Origin of the sequence: Streptomyces sp. NBC_01142 (genome assembly GCF_026341125.1) — a bacterium.
Classification (GTDB): domain Bacteria; phylum Actinomycetota; class Actinomycetes; order Streptomycetales; family Streptomycetaceae; genus Streptomyces.
The window spans coordinates 2,524,533-2,546,101 of the sequence record NZ_JAPEOR010000001.1; the positions used below are offsets into that span (position 1 = coordinate 2,524,533).

Genomic DNA, 21,569 nt, shown 5'->3' on the forward strand with positions numbered 1-21,569 from the left:
CGCCCTGTCAGGACCAGTTCACCGGCAGCGACTCCAGCCGGTTGACGAGCAGCCCGGTGCGCATCCGGACCTCTTCCACCGGCACGGCAAGGCGCAGCGACGGGAAGCGACGGGCCAGCGCGGACAGTGCGATCTGCAGCTCGGCCCGTGCCAGGGGCGCACCCAGGCAGTAGTGCGGGCCGTGCCCGAAGGCCAGATGCGGGGCGCCCCGCCGCCCCGGCTCGAAGCGGTCCGGGTCCGGGAAGCGGCTCTCGTCCCGGTTGGCGGAGCAGATCGCACCGATCACCGCGCTGCCCGCCGGAACGGCGGTGCCCGCCACCTCGATCCCCGCCGTGGTGACCCTGAGCGGGCCGCCGTCCCCGATGGGGTTGATCCGCAGCAACTCCTCGACGGCAGCCGCCAGTTGCTCCGGTTCGTCCGGCACGAGGCCCATGCCGCCGTTGTGCCGCAGCAGGGTGAACACCGAGGTCCCCAGCACCCCGACCGTCGTCTCGTGCCCGGCGATCAGCAGCGTCATCGCCATGGTGATCAGCTCGTGTTCGGTCAGCGGTCCTTCCTCGTCCCGGACCCGGACGAGCGCGCTGAGCAGATCGTCACCCGGCTGCTTGCGCTTCTCCGCGACGAGTTGCTGGAGATGGCCGACGAGCGCCAGCTTGCGCTCCAGCATCTGCTCCGGGGTGTGCGCGGTGAGCGAGAGGACCGCGTCGGACCACTCCCGGAACATCTCCCGGTCCGCGAAGGGCACGCCCAGCAGCTCGCAGATGACGGCGACGGGATAGGGGAACGCGAAGGCGTCGTTGAAGTCGACCGGCCCGCCCCCCTGCGCCATGTCCTCCAGCAGAGTGTCCGCAAGCTCCTGGATGCGCGGTCGCAGCAGCTCCACACGGCGGGCGGTGAAGGCGCTCGAGACGAGTGAACGCAGCCGGGTGTGCCCGGGCGGGTCCATGGTGAACAGGCCGCCCGCGTCGAAGGGCACGGCGGTGAGCTTCGGCGACTCGGGCAGCACCGTCGCCGCCCTGCTGCAACGGGCGTCGGCGAGCACCGTACGGACATCGTCGTAGCGGCTGAAGAGGTACGCTCCGTCGCCGCTCGGCATGACGACCTCCGTCACCGGGGCTTCACTGCGCAGCCTCGCGTAGTCCTCGGGGAGTTCGGTCGCCGAGCGGCGAGGGGGCGGATAGCTGCGCACGGCGGATTCCTGAGGCATGACGACACCGTCCGACCTGCTGCTCGGGTTGTGGTCGAGCGGGTGTCCAGAGTCACAGAGGGAGGTATTCTCGCCTTCCGCCGACACGGGGTAGGCGTGCAGGGGAGGGGCCGGGTGTCAGGGGGAGCGTCACGCATCATTCGGGTGGTTCTGGCCGAGGACATGCATCTGGTCCGGGGCGCGCTGGTCGCCTTGCTGAACCTCGAACGTGACATAGAGATCGTGGCGGACGTCGGCTCGGGGGACGGCATTCTCCCCGCGGTTCTCGAACACTCTCCCGATGTGGCGGTCGTCGACATCGATCTGCCGGGAGTCGACGGTCTGACCGCCGCCGCCCAGGTGCACGCGCGGAGACCGCAGTGCCGGACGCTGATCCTCACCGGCCTCGGCCGGCCGGGAAATCTGCGCCGCGCGCTCGAGGCACAAGTGTCGGGCTTCATCCTCAAGGACGCGCCGCCGAGCCAGCTCGCCGACGCGATACGCCGCGTGGTCGCCGGCGAGCGGGTGATCGACCCCCAGCTCGCACTGGACGCCTGGTCGGCGAGGGACAATCCGCTCACCGCCCGGGAGGCCGAGGTGCTGCGGATGGCGGCGGACGGCGCGGAGGCGCCGGACATCGCAGCCCAGCTCTATCTGACCGTGGGCACCGTACGGAACTATCTGACGATGGTGGTCACCAAGCTGGGCGCGCGGAACCGGGTCGACGCCATCCGCATCGCCAGGGAGCAGGGCTGGCTCTGAGGGGGCCTGCGTTCAGACGGCGCTGCGTGCGCCGTCGGGTCGGTCCACCTCGCGTGCGATCCGCAGCGGACGCACCGGTTCCGGGCCCTGCGCACGGAGCGGCACCTCGGCCACCAGATGGAAACGGCCGTCCTTCCGCACACCCGCGACCAGCCTGCCGCCGACCGCGGAAATACGGGTGCAGAGATTTCCGATTCCGGAGCCGCCGTCCACAGAATGCGGACGAGAGCTGTCGTCCACCCCGTCATTGACGACATGAAGTACCGCGGTGCCGTTGTCCGTCTTCTTTGCGGTGACGGTGCAGTGGCGTACGGCGCTGTGCCGGAGGATATTGGTGATTCCTTCTCGCAGCACTGTGGCGAACACCGTGCTCACCTGCTCCGGCAGTTCCTCCAGGGTGGATTTCACCTCGATATGAATGCCGGCGGCGTGGAATACGGATTTCGCTGATTCGAGCTCGGTGGGGAAGGAGAGATCGCGGTAGCTGCGGGCCACCGCGCGCACATCGGCCAGGGCCTGGCGGGAGATTTCCAGAACGGTGGAGAGTTCTTCCGCGGCCCGGCCCGGCTGCTGGTCGATCAGGCGCAGGGTCAGCTCGCCGCGCAGGGTGATCGCCGACAGGCTGTAGCCCAGCAGATCGTGCAGATCGCGGGCGAAGCGCAGCCGCTCCTTCTCCACGGCGAGCCGGGCGATCTCCCGCTGCGCGGAGCGGAGTTGTACCACCATCTCGGCCAGCCAGGTGAGGCCGTAGATGGTGGTGGTGAGCAGGAGGCACGAGACTCCGACATAGGCGACCTCGAGCGGTGCCATGCCGTGGAAGTAGGCCAGGCCCATCACGGAGGACAGGACCAGGCCGGCTGTCAGCCAGGACCAGGGCGGACGGAACGACAGCAGCAGCGTTCCGGAGAGGAAGCCGGGCAGGCCCACCCAGATCGGCCCCAGCAGCAGCACGGGCACATACGTCAGCAGCGCCTGGACGGCCAGGATCCAGTAGGTGTGACGTCTTCGCAGCCGGGTGCTGCGCGGCACCGACCGGATGACCTGGACGACGAAGATCGCGACGAGCGCCGATCCGCCGACGACCAACTGCACCAGGCTTTCGCGCACCATGAGCAGATGCAGCGTCGCGGCGCCCAGATAGCTGGCCAGAGCCACCACGAGAATGGCGAGGGCGATCCTGGAGGCCAGCTCCTCGTCGCCCCCGCCACGAAAGGGTATCGATGGCTCGATCTGCTTGCGACTGTTCAATGTTGTCACTTGTGCGTGGTCCGCATTCAGCATGCGTCTCCCCGTTGCACCCGCATGAAAGTGGCTTGATCCTAGGGGAGATGCGGCGCGTGTGCGACTGCCATAACTAGACAAAGAGCGGGATCGGATTGATCTCTTCATACGCAATCGGGACGTTCCGGCGCCCGAGCCGTACCGGTACGTCGAAGAGTCTGCCGGGGGCATATCGCGCCCAGAAGTGCCGCAGCCCGGGCACGATCACCTTGACCACGGGGATCTGGATGTCGGGCCGGGTCTGGTCCAGGACGAGAAGCTCCATGCCCCGTGCCCTGACGAGCCGCTCGGCTGCGTTGATGTCGTCCAGGAGGTCCTCGCGGGGTGTGTAGTCGTAGTCCGTGCGTCTGCGTGCCGGCGCCCCCGGATCGGGCGTCAGATAGGGCTGGTTGGCCAGGGTCTTGCGCAGGCACCAGTCCAGCAGCGTGGGGTCGTCGAAGGCGTAGCCCTCGCCCGGCGCCGTCTCCGTCATCGCGGGCAGGAGCTGGTTCATCTCCGTGAGCGCGCGGCGCAGCGCCAGGGCCGGATCGAAGTGGCTGCCGAACCCGAACACGATGTTCTCGTACGGTCCCTTCGTGCACCGGGACACCGCCGCCATCGTGGGGATGCCCAGGTCGGCCGTGAGATCCAGTACCCAGAACTCCCTGTGCAGCTCCGCGTACCAGCTCCTCATCTCGTCGAACCAGGGGTCGCCGAAGGAGTCGAGATCGACGCCGGGCTGACGGGTCCGGTTGTACCACCACAGGGCGACCGAATCGCGCTCGACGAGCTCGAAGAAGCCCTGGAGCACCGCGTCCTCGAGGCTGCAGCCCGCGGCGTTGCCGTTCGAGTCGGCCCGGGCGTAGTTCGCCCCGGCCGGTTGCGGGGCGGCGTAGTACAGCATCGAGGTGGGCACCATGCGGTGGTTGCCGTGGGAGACGGACCAGACCGGGGTCCAGTCGATGACCGTGTTCTCGTCGAACGGATCGCAAACATGCTGGGGGAAGGGCTGCACGGCGTTCCAGAGATGGCGCTGGGCGAACTGGCGTTCGTGGTAGAGCTGGCTGAGATTGGGGTGCAGGGCGGTGCCACCCAGCTCGGCGAAGCTGGACCGGACACGCGGCTCATCACCGTGGAAGGTGGCCGAATATCGCTCTAGTGCCTCGCACAAGGCGCCCACTTTGGCGTCCAGTTCGGTGACGCCCTTGCCTCCGCTGTGAATCCGCAGCCCGGAGCGCATGGCGGCCATTCCTGTGCCACGAAGGGCTGGATTGGCCCCGGATGTATAGGAGTTCAGGCTCTCCGGACATCGCGGGTCGGGTTGCAGCGTGCTGACGACCCCGGTGATGCCGCTGACCAGGTGTTCGTAACGAGCCAGCACCTGGCGGGGAGTCAGAGTCCGGTGACCACCGCCGGTGCGGGTCTTCTTCAGCCGCGAGGACAGCGGCAGCGGCTGCCAGGTCCGGGCACCCATCAGACCGGGATCGCCGCACTCGGGACACTGAGGGCGGCGCTCCACCCGGTGGTGCGTGCCCGCCATGCGCAGCGAGTCGAGGGTCCACACGGCCCCCTGGTTCTCGTGCCGGTACCCGCAGAGCCACTTCGCCGACTCCATCGCGACCAGTTGCAGAGCGAGCGAGCGGCTTGCGGCGGTGGCGGCGGGCGGCGGGGCGAGCGGCTCGCCCAGCCCCAGCACCGCTCCCGCGTGCTGCTCCGCCTGTCGGTGATGGCGCAGCCGATAGGCCAGACAGCTCCAGCAGGCGCCGGAGCCCGGCTGGAACACCGGGCCCGTCCACACCTCGACGCCGTGCGGCTTGGTCAGCAGCCAGGGGCGCCCGCTGCGGCGGTGCTGCCGGTCGATCTCCTCGAGCTCCGCCGCGAGATAGTGCTCGCACAGCACGACGGTGAGCTCACTGCGGTCGTCGGGGCCGATCCGTACCCCGGAAGATGCGAACGCGTCCCGGACGGCACGGTCGGCGATCGACGTGAGATTGACCAGGCGCACACTGCCCGACTCCAGCAGGTACGCCTCGCGGACCGGCTCGAGCCCGGCGGACTCCCAGAACGCCGCCGCCGCGGCACCGTCCTGGGAGTCGGCCTGATGGGGCGCCGGGTACTGGCGTACGAGATTCTCCTCCGTGAGCCTTCCGAGCAGGCTGCCGAGCTGGGCGGGTGACAGCAGCCCCTGAGTGTCACGGACCAGCGCGGGAATGTCCCGGCTGCCGTCCAGTAAGGGGGCCAGTACGGACAGGGCGTCGCTCGCGATGGCGGTGACACCCTGTTCGGAGACGAGATACGTCGCATCACCGGGTACGACGGCGCTGGCAAGATGGCGCCGGAACCCGACCCGTGGCCGGTCGGAGGACATCAGCCCGTCAGACGGTCTCGACACGGGGCCGGCCGCCGGCCGTGGCGGCGTCGGCGGTCTCGGGGCCCGGCGAGGAGCCGCACACGATGCAGGTGAAGGACTCCGTGGAGCGGTGCGTCTTGAGGGACGTCAGACTGATGATGGTCATCTCCTGAGGCGCTTCCGTGGGAAGAGCGGGGATGACGGTGTCGGGACCGGTGGTCATGCCGAACTCGGCCAGTACGGTCCGCGGTTCCAGTGCATAGCGCAGTGCCAGATCGGGCTGAAGGTAACTCCGCGCGACCAGCTCGGCGAATCGCCAGTCGTGGTCGATGTGCGTGCGCCCCGTTGTGTGGGTTGTCTTTCCCGTAAACGCGTAACCAGACATCGTGCTGCTCCCGGTTTGATGTGAACGTATCAGGGAGATACGAGGGTTTGCGTGTGGGGGTGCCTGCCGTGCATGCGATAGCAGTCTGCGCACCTCGCCCGGGTGTCGAACAGTGGAGACGTCACCACCCTCGATGTGAAGATTTCACGGTCTGCGCCTCGGTGATCTACACACCAAGGTCGTGATGTGGTCACTTTCTTCGCAACCTTCAGGCGTGCAAGTCTTCACCAACGGTTTCTCGCCCAGAGAGGCCGGCGGATCGGGTGAGGAATTGGTCATGCCACACAGGGGGCACCGCGTGCGCATCGACGTACTGGGAACTCTCCACGGTGAAGCCGTGGGAGTCTCGGTGCTGCCGAGTGCCTCGAAGCCGAGGCAGATTCTGGCTCTTCTCGCCCTGAACGCGCAGCACATCGTGCCCGTCCCGGTCCTCATGGAAGAGCTCTGGGGAGCAGGCCCCCCGCGCAGCGCGCCCACCACACTCCAGACGTACATTCTCCAACTGCGGCGCAGACTGCGGTCGGTGATCCCCGAGAGCACAGGAGTGTGGGACAAGGACGTGCTGGTGACACGGCACGGCGGCTATCTCCTCGACGTGGAGCCGGCGGATGTCGATGCCCTGGAGTTCGACCGGCTCACCGGCGCGGGGCACACCGCCTTCGAGGTCGGCGACATGGCGGCCGCATCGGGCAATCTCACCGCGGCCCTGGAGCTGTGGCGCGGCCCGGCACTGGCCGACGTACCGCATGGGCGGCATCTCGGCATCGAGGTGACCCGGCTGGAGGAGAGCAGGGTCGGGGCGCTGGAGCGGCGCATCGGCGCGGATCTGCGGCTCGGCCGGCACCGTGAAGTGCTCGGTGAACTCTGCGCCCTGTGCGAGCGCTATCCCCTCCACGAGAGTTTGCGGGCGTTGCAATTGCTCGCGTACTGCGCGGACGGCCGCTCCTCCGATGCGCTGATCGCCTACAAGCGGCTGCGTGAAACCCTGGTCGAGGAACTGGGCCTCGAGCCCTCTCCCCGAATCCAGCGGCTTCACCAGGCAATCCTCCGAGGTGAGGAAGCCATGGAAGCGTGGAACGGCACCGGACGCCCGGGTGGCAGCGGCGCGCTCATCGGCTGACGCCCCCGCGCTCCACCTCCCCCCACCACACTCCAGCTCCGGTCAAGCGGCCTTCCAGCGGTGGTCGTGACGATCGGTGCCCGCTAGTCGAAACCGGTGCGGTGTGAGGAGGCGGCGTGACCCACTATCTCGCGGTGTCGCCCGGAATTCCGGAGTTGCCCCAGCCGACTGTCCGGCTGTTCTGTTTCCATCACGCGGGCGCCGGGGCCCTGACGTTCGCCCGGTGGCGTCCGCGCTTCCCGTTGGATGTGCAGGTGCTTCCGGTACGACTGCCGGGCCGCGAGACCAGACTGCGGGAGCCGCGCATCACCGACTCCGGGCAGCTGCTCGCCGAACTCGACACACACCTGGGCCCGTTGCTCGAAGGACCGCATGCCTTCTACGGGCACAGTCTCGGCGCCCTGGTCGCCTACCGGTTCGCGCTGCACCGTGCCCGGGCCGGGCACCGCCCGCCCCTGCTGGTCGGCGTCGGCGCCTGCGCCGCACCGCATCTGCCCACCGCGCTCGTCGAGCAGGCGGATCTGCCCGACGAGGGACTGCTGGCCGTGCTCGCGCGGTACGGTACCCTGCCGCCCTATCTTCTCGAGCGGCCCAAGTGGCTGAGCATCCTGCTCTCCACCATGCGCGACGACCTCCGGCTCGCACGAAGTCTCAGGGAGGGACCGGGCGAACGGCTGCCCGGCCCGCTGTACGGCTTCGCGGGCACCGAGGACATGGTCGCCACCGTCCCGGCGGTCGCCGCATGGAGCCGCTACACCAGCGCCGCCTTCGATCTGCGGACGGTCGCCGGCGGCCACTTCTTCGTCCGTGACGCGGAACTGCCCGCCTTGCTCGCCGCAGAACTGCGCCTTCTCTCCCCATCACATCCGATCACCAGAACCTGAACGCCAGCCTGAACGCCTCGAAGGGAGTAGCGGATATGGACATCAGCGTGCTGGGGCCGTGCCGGGTCGTCCAGTCGGGGGTTTCCGTTGTCCCCACTGCAGTCAAACCACGCAAGGTCCTCGCCCTGCTCGCCATGCACCCGGACCAAGTCGTCTCGGTGAACACACTGGTGGAGGAGCTGTGGGGCGAAGCCCCGCCTCGCAGCGTCCAGACCACCCTCCAGACGTACATTCTGCAACTGCGCAACCTCATCGCGGCCGCCATCGGCGGCGTACGCCGGCCCGAACTGCCCAACGGGGCCAAGAGCATCCTCGTCACCGAGTCCGGCGGCTATCTGCTCGACACCCAGGGCGGTGTCGTCGACGTCTGCGAGTACGAACGGCTCGCCGGTACCGGGCACCGTGCTCTGGAGAGCGGCAACTGCCCGGTGGCTTCCGACTCCTTCCGCAGGGCGCTCGCCCTGTGGCGGGGTCCCGCACTCGTCGACGTACAGTGCGGAGCGCTGCTGGAGATAGAGGCCACCCGGCTCGAGGAGTCACGCCTCAGCATTCTCAACCAGCGCATCGAGGCGGACCTGCGGCTCGGACGCCACCACGAGCTGGTGGGCGAGCTGTCCGGGCTGGCCGCCCAGCATCCGATGCACGAGGACACCCAGGGGCAGCTGATGCTCGCGCTGTACCGCTCCGGGCGGCGCGGCAACGCCCTGGAGGTGTACCAGCGGCTGCGCACGGTGCTCTCCCAGGAGCTCGGGCTCGACCCGTCGCCGCGACTCCAGTACCTGCAGCGCGCCATGCTGGAGTCCGCGCTCGAGCTGGAGATCCAGTCCGGGCCGGCCCGCGCGGGAGTGGGTGTGGGAGCGGGCGTGGAGCGCGCTCTGAGAGCGCGCTGAACGCAGACGCCGGAGCTGCCGCGGGTCGCGGGCCTGAACCGCCGGCCCGCGCGGGGCCCGTTTCCCCTTGTCGTCACCCTTCCCCGTGCTCGCCCCGACCGGTCCGGGCGAGCACGGCGCTCTCCGCCGCGCCGGCCGAGCCGCGGCCGCCGGCGGTGACGAACCGGGCCGAGCACCCACCCGGCCGGTCGCCGAAGAGCATGGGGCTCAGTACGGGGACGACCTCGGCCGGCACGGCATTTCCGGTGAAGGCAGGGGCCCCGTCGGCGAGTTCGAGACGACAGGTGGCAGGCTCGACATACTGCTGGACGACACTGTCCTCGGCAATGAACGCCGCTTCCACGGCGCGCTCCCAGTCGGCCTGCGCGCTGTCGCGGCCGATGAGGGCCTGGTACTCCGTCGTGCCGATGGCCTTCTTGAGGACGAACCGCTCCGGCCGGCCGAGGAGAAGCTCGGAGAGTTCGTGCTCCCCGCCCTGCCACTGGGTGCGGCCCGGGAGTGTGATGCGGGTCCAGGGCAGATGGCGCTCCGCCAGGCGGCGTTCGGCACGGGTCATCCAGGGACGGCCCTCCGAGACGAGCGCGAGAGCCTTCCTGTTGGCGAGCAGACCGCTGCTCTGCGGCGGGAGAAGGAGGAGCCCCGCGCGCTGGGCGTCCCGTACCGGGTCCCTGCCGATCCCGCGCCGGGTCCGGTCGGCCGGGGTGAAGTGGCGCAGCGCGAGCGGATACCGCAGATTTCCGGGTCTGCCGAGCGCGTCGGGCAGCCGCTCGGGTTCGAAGAAGTCGGCGGTGAAGCCGCAGCGGCGGAAACGGTCCAGCATGAGTTCCCGGAAGCGGATGTCCGCATCGTCCTGAAGGCCGCCCGGACTCCCGATGACCGCGACCGCCCTGGGGAACCCGCGGCTCGCGCACACATCCTCCAAGGCGCGCACCCGCGCGGCCAGTGGGTCGTGCCCGAAGAAGCGCTCCCGGTGCGTGTGCTGCCGCACGGCCGCCGGACCAGGCGTCCTGACCGGTCCACCGAAGGCGCCGCCGAGTCGGAACGCGAGCAGCTGCGGGCCGTGTTCGCCGATGACGATGTCGGACCGGGCCGTCATCGAGCAGTACGCGGTCTCGGTGTTGTCCTGCCCCGACAGCAGTGCGTAGTCGTCCGGATCGGCGCCGAGCGCCTCGGCCCGGGCGGGCCATCCGGTGCCGAGGGCGAGGACCGCGCGGCGTACCAGAGCGAGCAGCGTACGGGTGACGTCGAACAGCTCGTCGTAGGACTGCCGGGGCACTACGAGGGTCCGGCCGTTTGTCTCGGTGCTGTCCATCTCCGGCTGACTCCTTGTTCTGCTGGGGAGGGGAAGAGAAGGTGCCGCCTGTAGATTTCGGAACACCCCGGGACGTGCATGCGTCGGTCAATGCACAGAGCGGATCGAGGAATGTGCCGGCGGGATGCAAAAAGGCGCACCGGGGCGCCCCACCTGCCCCTTCGTCAGCGGCGAAGGGGTGGGGATGCTCTTATGGATGTCAAGCGGCGGTTGTGAGGTGACTCGGGGCCGCTGCTGTGGCGTTGGTGGTGGTCAGGACGTGGAAGATCTCGCGGGCGATGAACCGCTTGAGGCAGCGGATGATCTCCTTCTTCGAGAGGCCTTCTTTGGTGCGTCGTTCCATGTAGGTGCGGGTGCGCTGGTCCCAGCGCAGCCGGCAGAGAACGATTCGGTAGAGGGCGGCGTTCGCGGCGCGGTCGCCGCCCCGGTTGAGGCGGTGGCGGTGGGTGCGGCCGGATGAGGCCGGCAGTGGGGCGACGCCGCAGAGCATCGCGAACGCGGCCTCGGAGCGGAGCCGGCCGGGGTTGTCGCCCGCGGTGACCAGCAGTTGGCCCGCGACGTCCGGGCCGACGCCGTTGAGCTCGCTCAGGACCGGGTTGATCTCCTGGGTGAGTGGGGCTATGAGCTCGTCCAGTTCGTCGATCTCCTGGCCCAGGTCGCGGTGGCGGCGGGCGAGGGAGCGCAGGGCGATCTTCGTCGCGGTGACCGGGTCGCCCGCCTGGCCGGGGCTGGGGCGGAATGCCGCGCAGATGGTCAGCAGGTCCTTGTCCTTCAGGTGCCGCAGCATGGTGCGGACCCCTTCCGGTGCGGTGATGATCAGGGTCTTGATCTGCCGGGTGACGTCGGCCCTTTGCTGGACCGCGCTGCGGCGGGCGACCCGCAGGGCCCGCAGGGCCTCGACGCGGCCGTCACGAAACTTCGGGGTGCCGGTGCGGCGTTCGGCCAGCGCGGCCCGGGCCGCTGCCTCGGCGTCGACCGGGTCGGACTTGCCCTGCCAGCGACGGGTCTTGCGGTCCGGGCGGTCGATCTCGACCACCGTCACGTCGTGTTCACGCAGGTGGCGGGACAGGCCCGCGCCGTAGGCTCCGGTGCCCTCAACTCCGACCAGGACCAGGACGCCGAAGGAGCGGAGCCAGGTCAGGAGCTTGCGGTATCCGAGCGCGGAGGCGGGGAACTGGGCCGAGCCCAGGACCCGGCCGGCCGCGTCGACCGCGGCCGCGGTGTGGGTGTCCTTGTGGGTGTCGACGCCGCCGGTGACCTCGACCTCATGCTGTGCCATCGTGGATCGTGCCGTCCTCTCCATTCGACCGGGCAGGATGGCACCCGTCGGCCGGGAGGGCGGACAAGACAGTGATGGGGCCTCTGGCCAGGCTCTTATGAAGTCACGCCCCCCGGTCCGGCGGATGCACGCGAGCGCCCCCCGGCCGGAGCCGACAAATCCCGTTGAGGACCCGAAGTCAGTCAGTCGGTGGGTCAGACCCCGCCGGGGAACGCTCACGTACATCCTCACTGTCAGTCGGCGAAGCCGCCCCCTGGGTATTCCTCCGCTCCTCTCCCTTTCCCCTGATGTTCCTGGACACGAATTCCGTCTTGTGTTTACCTGATATTCATCGCTGCACCGGGCTGAGTTGCGGTCTCTCGTGCCCAAGAGCCGCAGAAAATTTAGTCGCAGGGTCTCGAGCGCTGCTGGAGACCTACGGCAGTCACCGGCTTCCGCCGCCACTGCCCGGCGTCCCCCGTGCCGCGAGGAGACAGCTCGATGAGCAATCCGTCCATGCCTGTCCTGGAGTCGTTCACCCGCATCTGGCCCAACCTCGAAGCGGCGCACGAGAAGGCGATGAGGTCGGCCTCCGCACTGCTGAGCTGCCGCGACGATCTGCTGGCGCTGCTGACCCGGGTCGCCACCTACAGCAGCGCCCGCGATGAACTGCTGCGCTCCATAGGGGCGTTGACCGGAGCTCCCTGGGAGCTGGCCCGTAACCGCCCGCCCCAGCTGGCACGGCTCTCGGTGTTCCTGCCGTCGAACAACATCCTCTACTCGTACGCCCTGTTCGGCCTGATCCCCGCGCTCTACTGCGACCAGGTGATCATCCGGCCGTCGGCCCGGTTCCGGGACACCGCGTACGCCGTGCACAAGCTGATCGGCAGCCGCCTCGACCCCGACCTCGCCCAGCGGATCAAGATGATCGAGATCTCCCGGCGGCAGTTCAGGCCGGTCTGTGCGGAGTCCGACGCGGTCGTCTTCACCGGCCGGCCCTCCCAGGCGTACGACACGATGAACGACGTCGGCGACCGGCCGCTGTTCCTCGCCATCGGCTCCGGGCCCAACCCGCTGATCGTCGGCCCCCGCACCGACCCCGGCGCCGCCTGCCGTGCCATCCTGCGCGCCCGGCTGCACAACTCCGGCCAGGACTCCCTCTGCCCGGACGTCATCTTCGTCCACCGGCTGCGGCTCGACGCCATCGTCGAGCAGCTGCGCGCGGAACTGTCCGTACTCACCGTCGGCGCACGCAGCTGGCCCGACACCGTACTGACGCCGCTGGTCCACGACGACGCCGTGAACAGCGCCGCCGAGTTCCTCGCCGCCAACGCCGACCATGTGGTGAGCGGCGGTGAGGTCGACCCGGAGCGGCTGCTGGTCGAGCCCTCGCTGCTGGTCTTTCCCGAGGGTGCCGGCTTCCACCCGCCCGAACTGTTCTCACCGGTCTTCTGCATCGTGCCGTACGAGGACCCGGAGATGCTCCGCGAATGGGCCCGCAGCCCCGAGGAGCTGGAGCGGGGCATGTACGTCGCGGCGCTGGGCGAGCCCCGGCTGACGGGGGAGACCCTGGGCACCGCCGTCATCAGCCGCAACGCCACCGCGCTGGACGTGGAGGACGGGAACCAGCCGTTCGGCGGGTACGGCGTCCACGCCAGCAGCATCCGGCGCGACGGACGGCTGATCGGGCGGCCTCTGCTGCTGTCGGCGGAGGCCGGGCTGCGGCAGTCGGTGATCACCGGGCCGCTGCGATGAGCGTCGCGATACGGGAGTACGGCGCCGGCCCGAAGCCGGGGAAAGCTCCGCAGGTCATGTTGGACGGCGGATCGAGCGGCACTCCAGCGTCGCCTGTCACGGTTCTGGCAAGCCCGCCAACCGCAGGGCTTCCCAGCACATTCCACGAAGGAGGCCGACGGTGGCACACCGGACGCTCATAGTGGCTCGGATGGAGCCGGGCAAGGCCGGCGACATCGCCAAGATCTTCGAGGATTCGGACTCGAGCGAGCTGCCCCACATGATCGGTGTGGCGAGGCGGTCGCTGTTCACTTTCCACGACCTCTACTTCCATCTGGTGGAGGCCGACGAGGACATCAGCCCCCGCCTCTACCAGGCCCGCAGCCACCCGCTCTACGACGACATCAACACCCGGCTCGCCGAGTGCGTCTCGCCGTACGACCCCAACTGGCGGGAGCCCAAGGACGCGATGGCGCAGTCCTTCTACATCTGGACCAAAGAGGGAGGACGGATCCAGTGAGCGAGTTCACCCTGGCGGAGCTTGCCGGCAAGCTTCGCGAATGCGCGGGCGAGTCCGAGGGCATCGACCTCGACAGCGACGCGGTACTCGACGTTCCCTTCATCGACCTCGGCTATGACTCGCTGGCGCTGCTCCAGGTGACCGGAGTCATCAAGCGGGAGCACGGCGTCGAGCTCTCCGACGACGCGGTGGTGGAGGCCGAGACGCCGCGCATCCTGCTCAAGATGATCAACGCCAACCTCCCCGAGACGGCATGAGCACGGTTGTGGAAGACGCCATCACCTCGGGTCTGACCGGCAAACGCGTGCTCGTCACCGGAGGCACCCGCGGCATCGGACGGGCGGCGGCGCTGGCCTTCGCCCGTGCCGGGGCCCGGGTGGTGGCGGGACACAGCAAGGACGGCGAGGCGGCCGATTCGCTCGCACGGGAGCTGGACGCGCTCGGCCCCGGACATCTGACCGTTCGCGCCGACGTCACCACCACCTACGGAGCCGGGGCGCTCGCCCAGGCCTGCCAGGAGCGGCTCGGCGGGCTCGAGGTGCTGGTGAACAACGTCGGCATCGACGGCCACGCGAAGTTCGGCGATCTGGACGCGGCGGAGTGGCAGCGGCTGTTCGACCACAATGTCACCTCCGCCTATCTGGTCACCCAGTCCGTGCTCGACCTGCTCTCCGAGGGCGCGTCGATTGTCAACATCGGCTCCTCGGTCGCCCTGCGCGGCCGGCCTTTCAGCGCCCACTACTCCGCCTCCAAAGCTGCCCTCGTCGGCCTCGGCCGTGCGCTGTGCAAGGAGCTCGGGCCGCGTGGCATCCGCGTCAACACCGTGGCCCCGGGAGTCACCGAGAGCGAGAGGGGCGGAGATCTGCCGCCGCAACTGCGGGAGCGGATCGCCGCGATGACCGCCCTGGGCCGGCTCGGCCGGCCCGAGGACGTGGCCGGAGCCGTGCTCTTCCTGGCGGGGGACGCCTCCCGCTATGTCTCCGGTGCCACGATCACCGTCGATGGAGGAATCTGATGCCGTACGCAGCGATCACCTACCGGGTCAAGCCCGGGCACGAGGACGAGATCGCGGAGATCTTCGCCCACTTCACCCGCGTCGACACCCCCGACTACCGGGCCGACGACGGCGCGGCCGCCGGACGGCTCCTGGGCACCGGGGTGTTCATCAAGGACGACGTGATGGTCCGCGTCATCCACTACGAGGGCGACTTCGCCGCCATCGGCCGCCACATGGCCACCCAGAAGGGGGTCCACATCCTGGAGGAGAAGCTCCAGCCCTATCTGGCCGAGGAGCGGGACACCTCCTCGCCGGCCGGCTTCGCGGCGTACTTCCGCAACGCCACGATGCGGTCCATCGCCCAGCTCACCGTCGACTCCCACCCGGCCGGGGCGTAAGTGCCATGACCGAGGTGCTGGGGACGGCTGTTCTCCTCGGCAGCGGTGTCACCGCGGGGGTGCTCTTCGCCGTCGCGCTGAGTGTGCTCCCCGCGCTCTTCGCGATGGAGACGGGCACCTACGTGTACGCGCACAAACTGCTGGGCCGCAACTGGGACCCGACCATGCCGGTCGTCGTCCTCACCTCCACCCTGCTGACCGTGGTACTCGCCGTCATCGCCGACGACAGTGCCGCACAGGTCCTGTTCGCCGTCGCCGCGGTGCTGCTGCTGGGGGTCTCCGCCGTCTCGCATCTGTGCAACGTGCCCATCAACCGCAGGGTGAAAGCCGTCGAGAACCCCGACGAGCTGCCCACGGACTGGCAGGACCCGCGCCCACTCTGGCGCCGGTGGCACCTGCTGCGTACCTGGCTCGCCGTCATCGCGCTCGTGCTCAATGCCGCGGCGGTCACCGTGATCTGACACGGTGACCGCCGCGGCGGTTCTGCTGTGTACCGGGCCGTGTACGGGGTGGCGTGCGGGGCAGTGTGCGGGGCGGTGTGCGGGGCTGCTTACGGGAGGGGCACACCCGCCCGGTACGTACCCCTCAGCGCACCATCTCCATCTGACCCATCATGCCCATCGTCAGATGGCCCATCAGATGGCAGTGGAACATGTACAGCCCGCTGTACTCCGTGAACCTGATCTTTATTCGGGCACTCTCGCCGGGCATCACCGTGACGGTGTCCTTCAGCCCCGCCTCGCTCGGCCCGGCCGGTTTGCCGTTGCGCTCCACCACCTGGAAGTGGTCCAGATGCGGGTGCAGAGAGTGCGGGATGGTGAACGCCACGTCCTTGTTCTCGATCGTCCAGATCTCCGTGGTGCCGAGCTTGGGCCGGAAGTCGACGCGGTCGACGTCGAAGGCCTTGCCGTTGATCAGATGCTGCTGGGTCTGCGGGTCGAAGGACATCGCGAACTGCCGCTGCACCGTCGGCGTACCCAGGTCCGCCACCGGCCGCAGCCGGCCCGGCACACTGCTGGGGTCCGGCGCCGTGCGCACCACATCGAAGCGCAGCACCTCGGGCGCCTCACCGGGGAACGTCATCATCGTCTGCAGCACGATCTTCGAACCGACCGGGTACCGGGAGAAGTCGACGACGATCTCCTGCCGTTCGGCCGGCCACACCTGCAGGATCCGGCTCGGCACCGGAGCCGGCAGCAGCCCGCCGTCGGTGGCGATGTGCGTGAACTCGTCGCCCTCGCCCAGCCGCAGTACGAAGGCCCGCTCGTTGGAGGTGTTGACCAGCCGGAAGCGGTACTTGCGGGCCGCCACCTCGAAGTACGGCCTGGGCGAGCCGTTCACCAGGAACGTCGGCCGGTCCTGGAACCCGTGCAGGTCGTACACGAGCGTGCCGTTCTCCTCGATCTTGGCGTCGCGCAGCTGCAGCGTGACGTCGTACTGCCCCTTGGGAAGCGGCAGCCGGTCCTCGGCCGGGTCGGTCAGCACATAGGTGGCGGCGGCGCCGCGGTAGATGTTCTCCGCGTGCGCGTGGTGCGAGTGGTCGTGCACCCACATCGTCGAGGCGAGCTGGGTGTTGGGGTAGTGAAACAGCCGGCGCCGGCCGGGAGCCACCTCGTTGTCGGGGTGCCCGTCGGAGTGCGCCGGGACATGCCCGCCGTGCAGATGCATCGAGAACGGCACGTTGAGGGCATTGGCCTGCTCGATGACCACCGGCCGGCCGCGGCGCGCCACGATCAGCGGGCTCAGCGCCCCGTTGAACGTACGGACCCTGGACGTCGTCCCGGGCAGGATCGCCACGTCGGCTTCCCGCGTCGTCAGCCGGTAGAGGTCGTAGTCGGCCAGCCGGGCCGGGCGCAGCGGCGCCGGCACCCTCAGCGGCACGGTGAACGGGGTGGTGGCCGCCGCGGCGGGCCTGGGCTGCGCCCCGAGAACCAGACCAGCGGGTACGGCGGCCAGAACACCGGCCGCCGTACCCGCCTTGAGCAGACTTCTGCGGTTCAGCACGGAATCTCCCTCAGTTCGTGGACTGCGTTGTCGCGTCGCGTACGGACATCTGCGCCATGCAGGTGAGCAGGCTCCGCTCGAAGGTGGCGACAAAGCCCTCGATGGTGTCCGTCGCACGGGGCCTGGTCAGATAGGGGGCGAGCTTCTCCTCGACCTCGCGCACACCCGGCTGCACCGCCATGTGCCGGGCGATGGCGCCCAGATCCCCCTGGTACTCGATGACGCGGACCATGGTGTCGTCGCGGATGAAGACGGCGGTGGCCAGGATGCGCGCGGTCTCCTCGCCCGCCTCGCCCTTGACGACGGGGGAGCCCACCCTGCGGAAGCCGGTGAAGATCTCGGTGATCTCCTTCTCGTAGCCGGCCTTGATGTCGTACGTGATGGCGGCGAAAGGCATGGCTGCTCCCTCGGTGAAATGAACCCCTGCGACGAAATGGCGCACCACGGAGCTCGCCGCGGGCTCGAGCGCGAGTACACCGGACCGTGGTGCAGGCACATCAACGCCGCTTCGAGCCGGTCTGTAGGAACGGCTGCGACGGTTCGGGCCACTGGACGGACCAGGTCGTTGAGGAGGCGGGCAGTGACCACCGAGATCACGCGCACCGTGCGGGTGCACGCTGACGACGTCGAGGCCAACACCCGGCGCGGCGGCGACATCCGGACGACGCTCAGCCCCAGGACAGTGGGGTGCACTTCCGGATTCGGCGGTGTGCTGACCCTGGAGCCGGGCGACTTCGTAACCGAGCACTACCACCCGTATTCCGAGGAGTTCCTGCATGTCGTCTCCGGTCAGCTGGAGATGACGATGGACGGTCAGCCGATCACGCTGGGTCCCGGCGACTCGCTGCTGGTGCCGATCGGCGTACGCCACCGGCTGGTCAACACCGGCACCGAGACGGCGAGCGGAGCGTTCCACCTCTCACCGCTGGCACCGCGCCCCGAGCTCGGGCATGTGGACACCGAGAAGGTCCAGCGGCCGCAGGAGTCCAACCCCCAGGTGGGCGGTGCCCAGTGAGCCGCAGGGCTGTCATCACCGGTATAGGTGTGGTGGCGCCGGGCGGGGTCGGCAGGGAAGCCTTCTGGGATCTGCTCTCCGCGGGACGCACCGCGACCCGCCGGATCACGCTCTTCGACCCCGGCGCCTTTCGTTCGCAGGTGGCCGCCGAAGCCGACTTCGACCCGGTGACCGCCGGGCTGAACCCCCGCCAGGTCCGCCGGATGGACCGCGCGGCGCAGTTCGCGGTGGTCAGCGCGCGTGAGGCCGTCCAGGACAGCGGCCTCGACTTCGCGAACACCCCGCCCGAGCGCATCGGGGTGAGCATCGGCAGCGCCGTCGGCTGCACCATGGGACTCGAGGAGGAGTACGTCCTGCTCAGCGACGCCGGCAAGCACTGGCTGGTGGACCACACCTATGGAGTGCCGCATCTGTACGGCTACATGGTGCCCAGCACCCTGGCCGTCGAGGTCGCCTGGGAGGTGGGCGCGGAAGGACCCGTCGCCCTGATCTCCACCGGCTGCACCTCCGGACTCGACTCCATCGGGCACGGTGCCCAGCTCATCGAGGAGGGCACCGCCGATGTCGTGCTGACCGGTGCGACCGACGCCCCGCTCTCCCCGATCACCGCCGCCTGCTTCGACGCCATCAAGGCGACCTCCCCCAACAACGGCGACCCCGAGCACGCCTCCCGGCCCTTCGACCAGGACCGCGACGGCTTCGTCCTCGCGGAGGGGTCCGCCGTCCTCGTCCTGGAGGAGAAGGAGGCCGCGGAGCGCCGCGGCGCCCATGTCTACGGCGAGCTCGTCGGCTTCGCGGGGCGCAGCAACGCCTTCCACATGACCGGACTGAAGGCGAACGGCCGTGAGATGGCCGAGGCGATCAAGGTGGCCCTGGACCGTGCCCACCTCGCCCCCACCTCCGTCGACTACATCAACGCCCACGGCTCGGGCACCAAGCAGAACGACCGGCACGAGACCGCGGCCTTCAAGCGCACACTCGGCGGCCACGCGTACAAAGTGCCGGTCAGCTCCATCAAGTCGATGGTCGGCCACTCGCTGGGTGCCATCGGCTCCATCGAAGTCGCGGCCTGCGCCCTGGCGCTGGACCGCCAGGTGGTACCGCCCACCGCGAATCTGCGCACCTCCGACCCGGAGTGCGACCTGGACTATGTGCCGCTGACCGCCCGGGAGCACCGGATGGACGTGGTGCTCAGCGTCGGCAGCGGCTTCGGCGGCTTCCAGAGCGCCATGCTGCTGGCCCGCCCCGGCGCGGTCGAGTACGGGAGGAGCTGACGGTGAGCGCTGCCACAGCACAGGCCGCCCCGGTCATCACCGGCCTCGGCGTCGTCGCGCCGACCGGGCTGAGCGCCGAGGCCCACTGGTCCGCCGTCCTCGGCGGGAAACCGGCCATCGGACGGATCAGCCGCTTCGACCCGTCCGCGTACCCGGTGCGGCTGGCGGGCGAGGTGCCCGACTTCGTCACCAAGGAACAGGTGCCCAGCCGGCTGATCCAGCAGACCGACCGCTGGACCCATCTGGGTCTGTCCGCCGCCGAGGCGGCCATCGTCGACGCGGACGTGAATCCGGCCGAACTGCCCGAGTACGAACTGGCCGTGGTGACCTCCAGCTCCTCCGGCGGCACCGAGTTCGGCCAGCACGAGATGGAGAACCTCTACCAGCACAACCCCGAGTGGGTCGGCGCCTACCAGTCCATCGCCTGGTTCTACGCCGCCACCACCGGACAGGTCTCCATCCGGCACGGCCTGCGCGGCCCGTGCGGAGTGATCTGCTGCGAGCAGGCCGGCGGCCTCGACGCCATCGGCCAGGCCCGGCGGCTGATCCGCACCGGCTCGCGTCTCGTCGTCACCGGCGGGACGGACGCCTCGCTGTGCCCGTACGGACTCACCGCGCAGCTGTCCACGGGCAAGCTCTCCACCGTGCAGGATCCCGCCCGCGCCTATCTGCCCTTCGACACCGAGGCATCCGGCTGTCTGCCCGGCGAGGGCGGCGCGATGATCATCGTCGAGAGTGCCGAGGCCGCCGAGGCCCGCGGCGCCCAGAAGATCTACGGCCGAGTACTCGGCTACGCGGCAGGCTTCGACCCTCCTCCAGGCTCCGAGCGCCCGCCGTCGCTGCGCCGCACCGTCGCCGCCGCACTCGCCGACGCCGGTCTCGAACCCGGCGCCGTGGACGTGGTGTTCGCCGACGCGCTCGGCGTACCGGCGGACGACCTGGCCGAGTCGGAGGCGCTCGCCCAGATCTTCGGCCCGCGGGGCGTTCCCGTCACCGCGCCCAAGACACTGACCGGCCGGCTGTACGGCGGGGGCGCGCCCCTCGACGTCGCCACCGCGCTGCTCTCGCTGCGCGACCAGGTGATCCCGCACACCGTGGGACCGACCGCACCCGCCCCCGGACACGAGATCGACCTGGTGCTCGGCGAACCGCGCCACCAGGAGCTGCGCACCGCGCTCGTCGTCGCCCGCGGGCACGGCGGTTTCAATGCCGCGCTCGTCCTGGGACGCGCGGACTGACCACTGCGCCACACCGACTACCGGCAGGAGGCCGCCATGGCGGGACACACCGACAACAGCATTGTGATCGACGCGCCGATGGGCCTGGTCTGGGACATGACCAACGATCTGAAGTCCTGGCCGCAGCTCTTCAGCGAGTACGCCTCGGTCGAGGTGCTCGAGGAGACGGGAAGGGAGATCACCTTCCGGCTGACCATGCACCCGGACGAGGACGGCAATGTGTGGAGCTGGGTCTCCAAGCGCATCCCCGACCCGCAGGCCAGAACCGTCCACGCCCACCGCGTCGAGACCGGGCCCTTCGAATTCATGCGTCTGTACTGGGAGTACACCCAGGAGGACGGCGGCGTACGGATGCGCTGGGTGCAGGACTTCCATATGAAGCCCGAGGCCCCGGCGAGCGACGCCGGAATGACCGAACACCTCAACCGCAACACCGGCATCCAGATGAACCTGATCAAGCAGAAGGTCGAAGCCGAGTCCGCCCGCCGGACGACGGCGGGCCAGGAGTAGTCAGGTGATCGCCTTTCTGGTCCCCCTGGTCGTCCTGCTCAACGGGCTGGCCGCCGGAGTGCTCTTCGGCACCCAGCTCGGCGGCTGGCCGCTGCTCGCCGCACTGCCGGCCGACCGCTATGTGCACGCGCACGCCTTCTTCGCCACGCGCTACGACCCGGCGATGCCGCTGTGCCTGCTCGGGACGCTGATCGGCGATGCCGTCCTGGCCGTGATCGCCCCGGACGCGGCGGTCCGGGCACTGTTCATCACCGGTGCCGTGCTCGCACTCGGCACCGTCACCATCTCGCTCACCAAGAACGTCCCCGTCAACAAGTGGATGCAGACCCTCGATCCGGACAACCTGCCGGACGACTTCGAGGAGAAGGACCCTCGCCGGCACTGGGGCGCCTGGAACCAACGGCGCAGCGTTCTCACCGTGCTCGCACTGCTCGCCAACTGCTCAGCCCTCGCCCTGCTGCTCTGAACCCTT

General features: G+C 69.4%; 23 protein-coding genes. 15 read left to right on the top strand and 8 right to left on the bottom strand.

The genetic code is table 11. The annotated features are described in order from the left end of the window. Window positions 1-7: 7 nt before the first annotated feature. Window positions 8-1,207, bottom strand: a complete 1,200-nt coding sequence (locus tag OG883_RS11505) for a cytochrome P450 (RefSeq protein WP_266538625.1) — start codon at window positions 1,205-1,207, stop codon at window positions 8-10. Window positions 1,208-1,342: 135 nt separating this feature from the next. On the opposite strand from OG883_RS11505, the gene OG883_RS11510 reads away from it, so the two are divergent. After that, window positions 1,343-1,948, top strand: coding sequence for a DNA-binding response regulator (locus OG883_RS11510; RefSeq protein WP_266541437.1), 606 nt, complete (start codon window positions 1,343-1,345; stop codon window positions 1,946-1,948). A 12-nt stretch (window positions 1,949-1,960) separates the two neighbouring features. Here OG883_RS11510 and OG883_RS11515 read toward each other — a convergent pair whose 3' ends face one another. The 3 genes from OG883_RS11515 to OG883_RS11525 form a co-directional block, all read right to left on the bottom strand. Beyond that, on the bottom strand, window positions 1,961-3,205 hold the full coding sequence (locus tag OG883_RS11515) for a sensor histidine kinase (protein WP_266538628.1): 1,245 nt from the start codon (window positions 3,203-3,205) through the stop codon (window positions 1,961-1,963). A gap of 97 nt (window positions 3,206-3,302) precedes the next feature. Then, on the bottom strand, window positions 3,303-5,576 hold the full coding sequence (locus tag OG883_RS11520) for a TOMM precursor leader peptide-binding protein (RefSeq protein WP_266538631.1): 2,274 nt from the start codon (window positions 5,574-5,576) through the stop codon (window positions 3,303-3,305). A 7-nt stretch (window positions 5,577-5,583) separates the two neighbouring features. After that, window positions 5,584-5,943: a hypothetical protein gene (locus OG883_RS11525; protein WP_266538634.1), complete on the bottom strand. Its 360-nt coding sequence runs from the start codon at window positions 5,941-5,943 to the stop codon at window positions 5,584-5,586. Window positions 5,944-6,220: 277 nt separating this feature from the next. Between OG883_RS11525 and OG883_RS11530 the strand changes: the two genes are divergently transcribed. The 3 genes from OG883_RS11530 to OG883_RS11540 all read left to right on the top strand — a co-directional run bounded on the left by OG883_RS11530 (window position 6,221) and on the right by OG883_RS11540 (window position 8,837). After that, complete coding sequence (locus tag OG883_RS11530; RefSeq protein ID WP_323180897.1) at window positions 6,221-7,063, top strand: AfsR/SARP family transcriptional regulator; 843 nt, start codon at window positions 6,221-6,223, stop codon at window positions 7,061-7,063. A 116-nt stretch (window positions 7,064-7,179) separates the two neighbouring features. Next, window positions 7,180-7,947: a thioesterase II family protein gene (locus OG883_RS11535; RefSeq protein WP_266538637.1), complete on the top strand. Its 768-nt coding sequence runs from the start codon at window positions 7,180-7,182 to the stop codon at window positions 7,945-7,947. Window positions 7,948-7,982: 35 nt separating this feature from the next. Further along, window positions 7,983-8,837: an AfsR/SARP family transcriptional regulator gene (locus tag OG883_RS11540; protein WP_266538640.1), complete on the top strand. Its 855-nt coding sequence runs from the start codon at window positions 7,983-7,985 to the stop codon at window positions 8,835-8,837. Between the two features lie 73 nt (window positions 8,838-8,910). On the opposite strand, the gene OG883_RS11545 is transcribed toward OG883_RS11540, so the two are convergent. Both OG883_RS11545 and OG883_RS11550 read right to left on the bottom strand, forming a co-directional pair. Next, the gene (locus OG883_RS11545; protein WP_266538643.1) at window positions 8,911-10,149 is read right to left on the bottom strand and encodes a hypothetical protein; all 1,239 of its coding nucleotides are present in this window, start codon (window positions 10,147-10,149) and stop codon (window positions 8,911-8,913) included. A 199-nt stretch (window positions 10,150-10,348) separates the two neighbouring features. Further along, a complete protein-coding gene (locus OG883_RS11550) occupies window positions 10,349-11,428 on the bottom strand; it encodes an IS110 family transposase (protein WP_266538647.1) in 1,080 nt (359 codons plus the stop codon). Window positions 11,429-11,908: 480 nt separating this feature from the next. Between OG883_RS11550 and OG883_RS11555 the strand changes: the two genes are divergently transcribed. The 6 genes from OG883_RS11555 (at window position 11,909) to OG883_RS11580 (ending at window position 15,517) form a co-directional block, all read left to right on the top strand. Further along, window positions 11,909-13,162: an aldehyde dehydrogenase family protein gene (locus tag OG883_RS11555; RefSeq protein WP_266538650.1), complete on the top strand. Its 1,254-nt coding sequence runs from the start codon at window positions 11,909-11,911 to the stop codon at window positions 13,160-13,162. Between the two features lie 160 nt (window positions 13,163-13,322). Further along, on the top strand, window positions 13,323-13,661 hold the full coding sequence (locus OG883_RS11560; RefSeq protein WP_266538653.1) for a TcmI family type II polyketide cyclase: 339 nt from the start codon (window positions 13,323-13,325) through the stop codon (window positions 13,659-13,661). Then, window positions 13,658-13,918 (top strand): acyl carrier protein, encoded by a 261-nt coding sequence (locus OG883_RS11565; protein WP_266538656.1) that lies wholly within the window; start codon window positions 13,658-13,660, stop codon window positions 13,916-13,918. The genes OG883_RS11560 and OG883_RS11565 overlap by 4 nt, the downstream gene beginning before the upstream one ends. Beyond that, a complete protein-coding gene (locus OG883_RS11570) occupies window positions 13,915-14,676 on the top strand; it encodes an SDR family NAD(P)-dependent oxidoreductase (RefSeq protein ID WP_266538659.1) in 762 nt (253 codons plus the stop codon). Before OG883_RS11565 ends, OG883_RS11570 begins: the two co-directional genes overlap by 4 nt. Then, complete coding sequence (locus OG883_RS11575; protein WP_266538663.1) at window positions 14,676-15,056, top strand: SchA/CurD-like domain-containing protein; 381 nt, start codon at window positions 14,676-14,678, stop codon at window positions 15,054-15,056. The genes OG883_RS11570 and OG883_RS11575 overlap by 1 nt, the downstream gene beginning before the upstream one ends. A 5-nt stretch (window positions 15,057-15,061) precedes the next feature. Continuing rightward, complete coding sequence (locus tag OG883_RS11580; RefSeq protein WP_266538666.1) at window positions 15,062-15,517, top strand: DUF1772 domain-containing protein; 456 nt, start codon at window positions 15,062-15,064, stop codon at window positions 15,515-15,517. A 124-nt stretch (window positions 15,518-15,641) separates the two neighbouring features. Here the strand turns inward: OG883_RS11580 and OG883_RS11585 are convergent, their stop codons facing one another. Then, window positions 15,642-17,060: a multicopper oxidase family protein gene (locus OG883_RS11585; RefSeq protein WP_266538668.1), complete on the bottom strand. Its 1,419-nt coding sequence runs from the start codon at window positions 17,058-17,060 to the stop codon at window positions 15,642-15,644. Between the two features lie 10 nt (window positions 17,061-17,070). Next, entirely contained in the window at window positions 17,071-17,457 is a 387-nt protein-coding gene (locus OG883_RS11590) for a SchA/CurD-like domain-containing protein (RefSeq protein ID WP_266538671.1), read from the bottom strand. Window positions 17,458-17,640: 183 nt separating this feature from the next. Here OG883_RS11590 and OG883_RS11595 point away from each other — a divergent pair, with 183 nt between their 5' ends. The 5 genes from OG883_RS11595 to OG883_RS11615 are packed head-to-tail and all read left to right on the top strand — an operon-like array spanning window position 17,641 to window position 21,563. Further along, window positions 17,641-18,075 carry a cupin domain-containing protein gene (locus OG883_RS11595; RefSeq protein WP_266538673.1) on the top strand — a complete coding sequence of 145 codons (435 nt, stop codon included), beginning with the start codon at window positions 17,641-17,643 and terminating at the stop codon, window positions 18,073-18,075. Continuing rightward, window positions 18,072-19,349, top strand: a complete 1,278-nt coding sequence (locus OG883_RS11600; protein ID WP_266538676.1) for a beta-ketoacyl synthase — start codon at window positions 18,072-18,074, stop codon at window positions 19,347-19,349. Before OG883_RS11595 ends, OG883_RS11600 begins: the two co-directional genes overlap by 4 nt. A gap of 2 nt (window positions 19,350-19,351) precedes the next feature. Continuing rightward, the gene (locus tag OG883_RS11605) at window positions 19,352-20,587 is read left to right on the top strand and encodes a ketosynthase chain-length factor (protein ID WP_266538679.1); all 1,236 of its coding nucleotides are present in this window, start codon (window positions 19,352-19,354) and stop codon (window positions 20,585-20,587) included. A 36-nt stretch (window positions 20,588-20,623) separates the two neighbouring features. Further along, window positions 20,624-21,097, top strand: a complete 474-nt coding sequence (locus OG883_RS11610; RefSeq protein ID WP_266538682.1) for an SRPBCC family protein — start codon at window positions 20,624-20,626, stop codon at window positions 21,095-21,097. A 4-nt stretch (window positions 21,098-21,101) separates the two neighbouring features. Then, window positions 21,102-21,563: a DUF1772 domain-containing protein gene (locus OG883_RS11615; protein WP_266538685.1), complete on the top strand. Its 462-nt coding sequence runs from the start codon at window positions 21,102-21,104 to the stop codon at window positions 21,561-21,563. Window positions 21,564-21,569 lie beyond the last annotated feature (6 nt).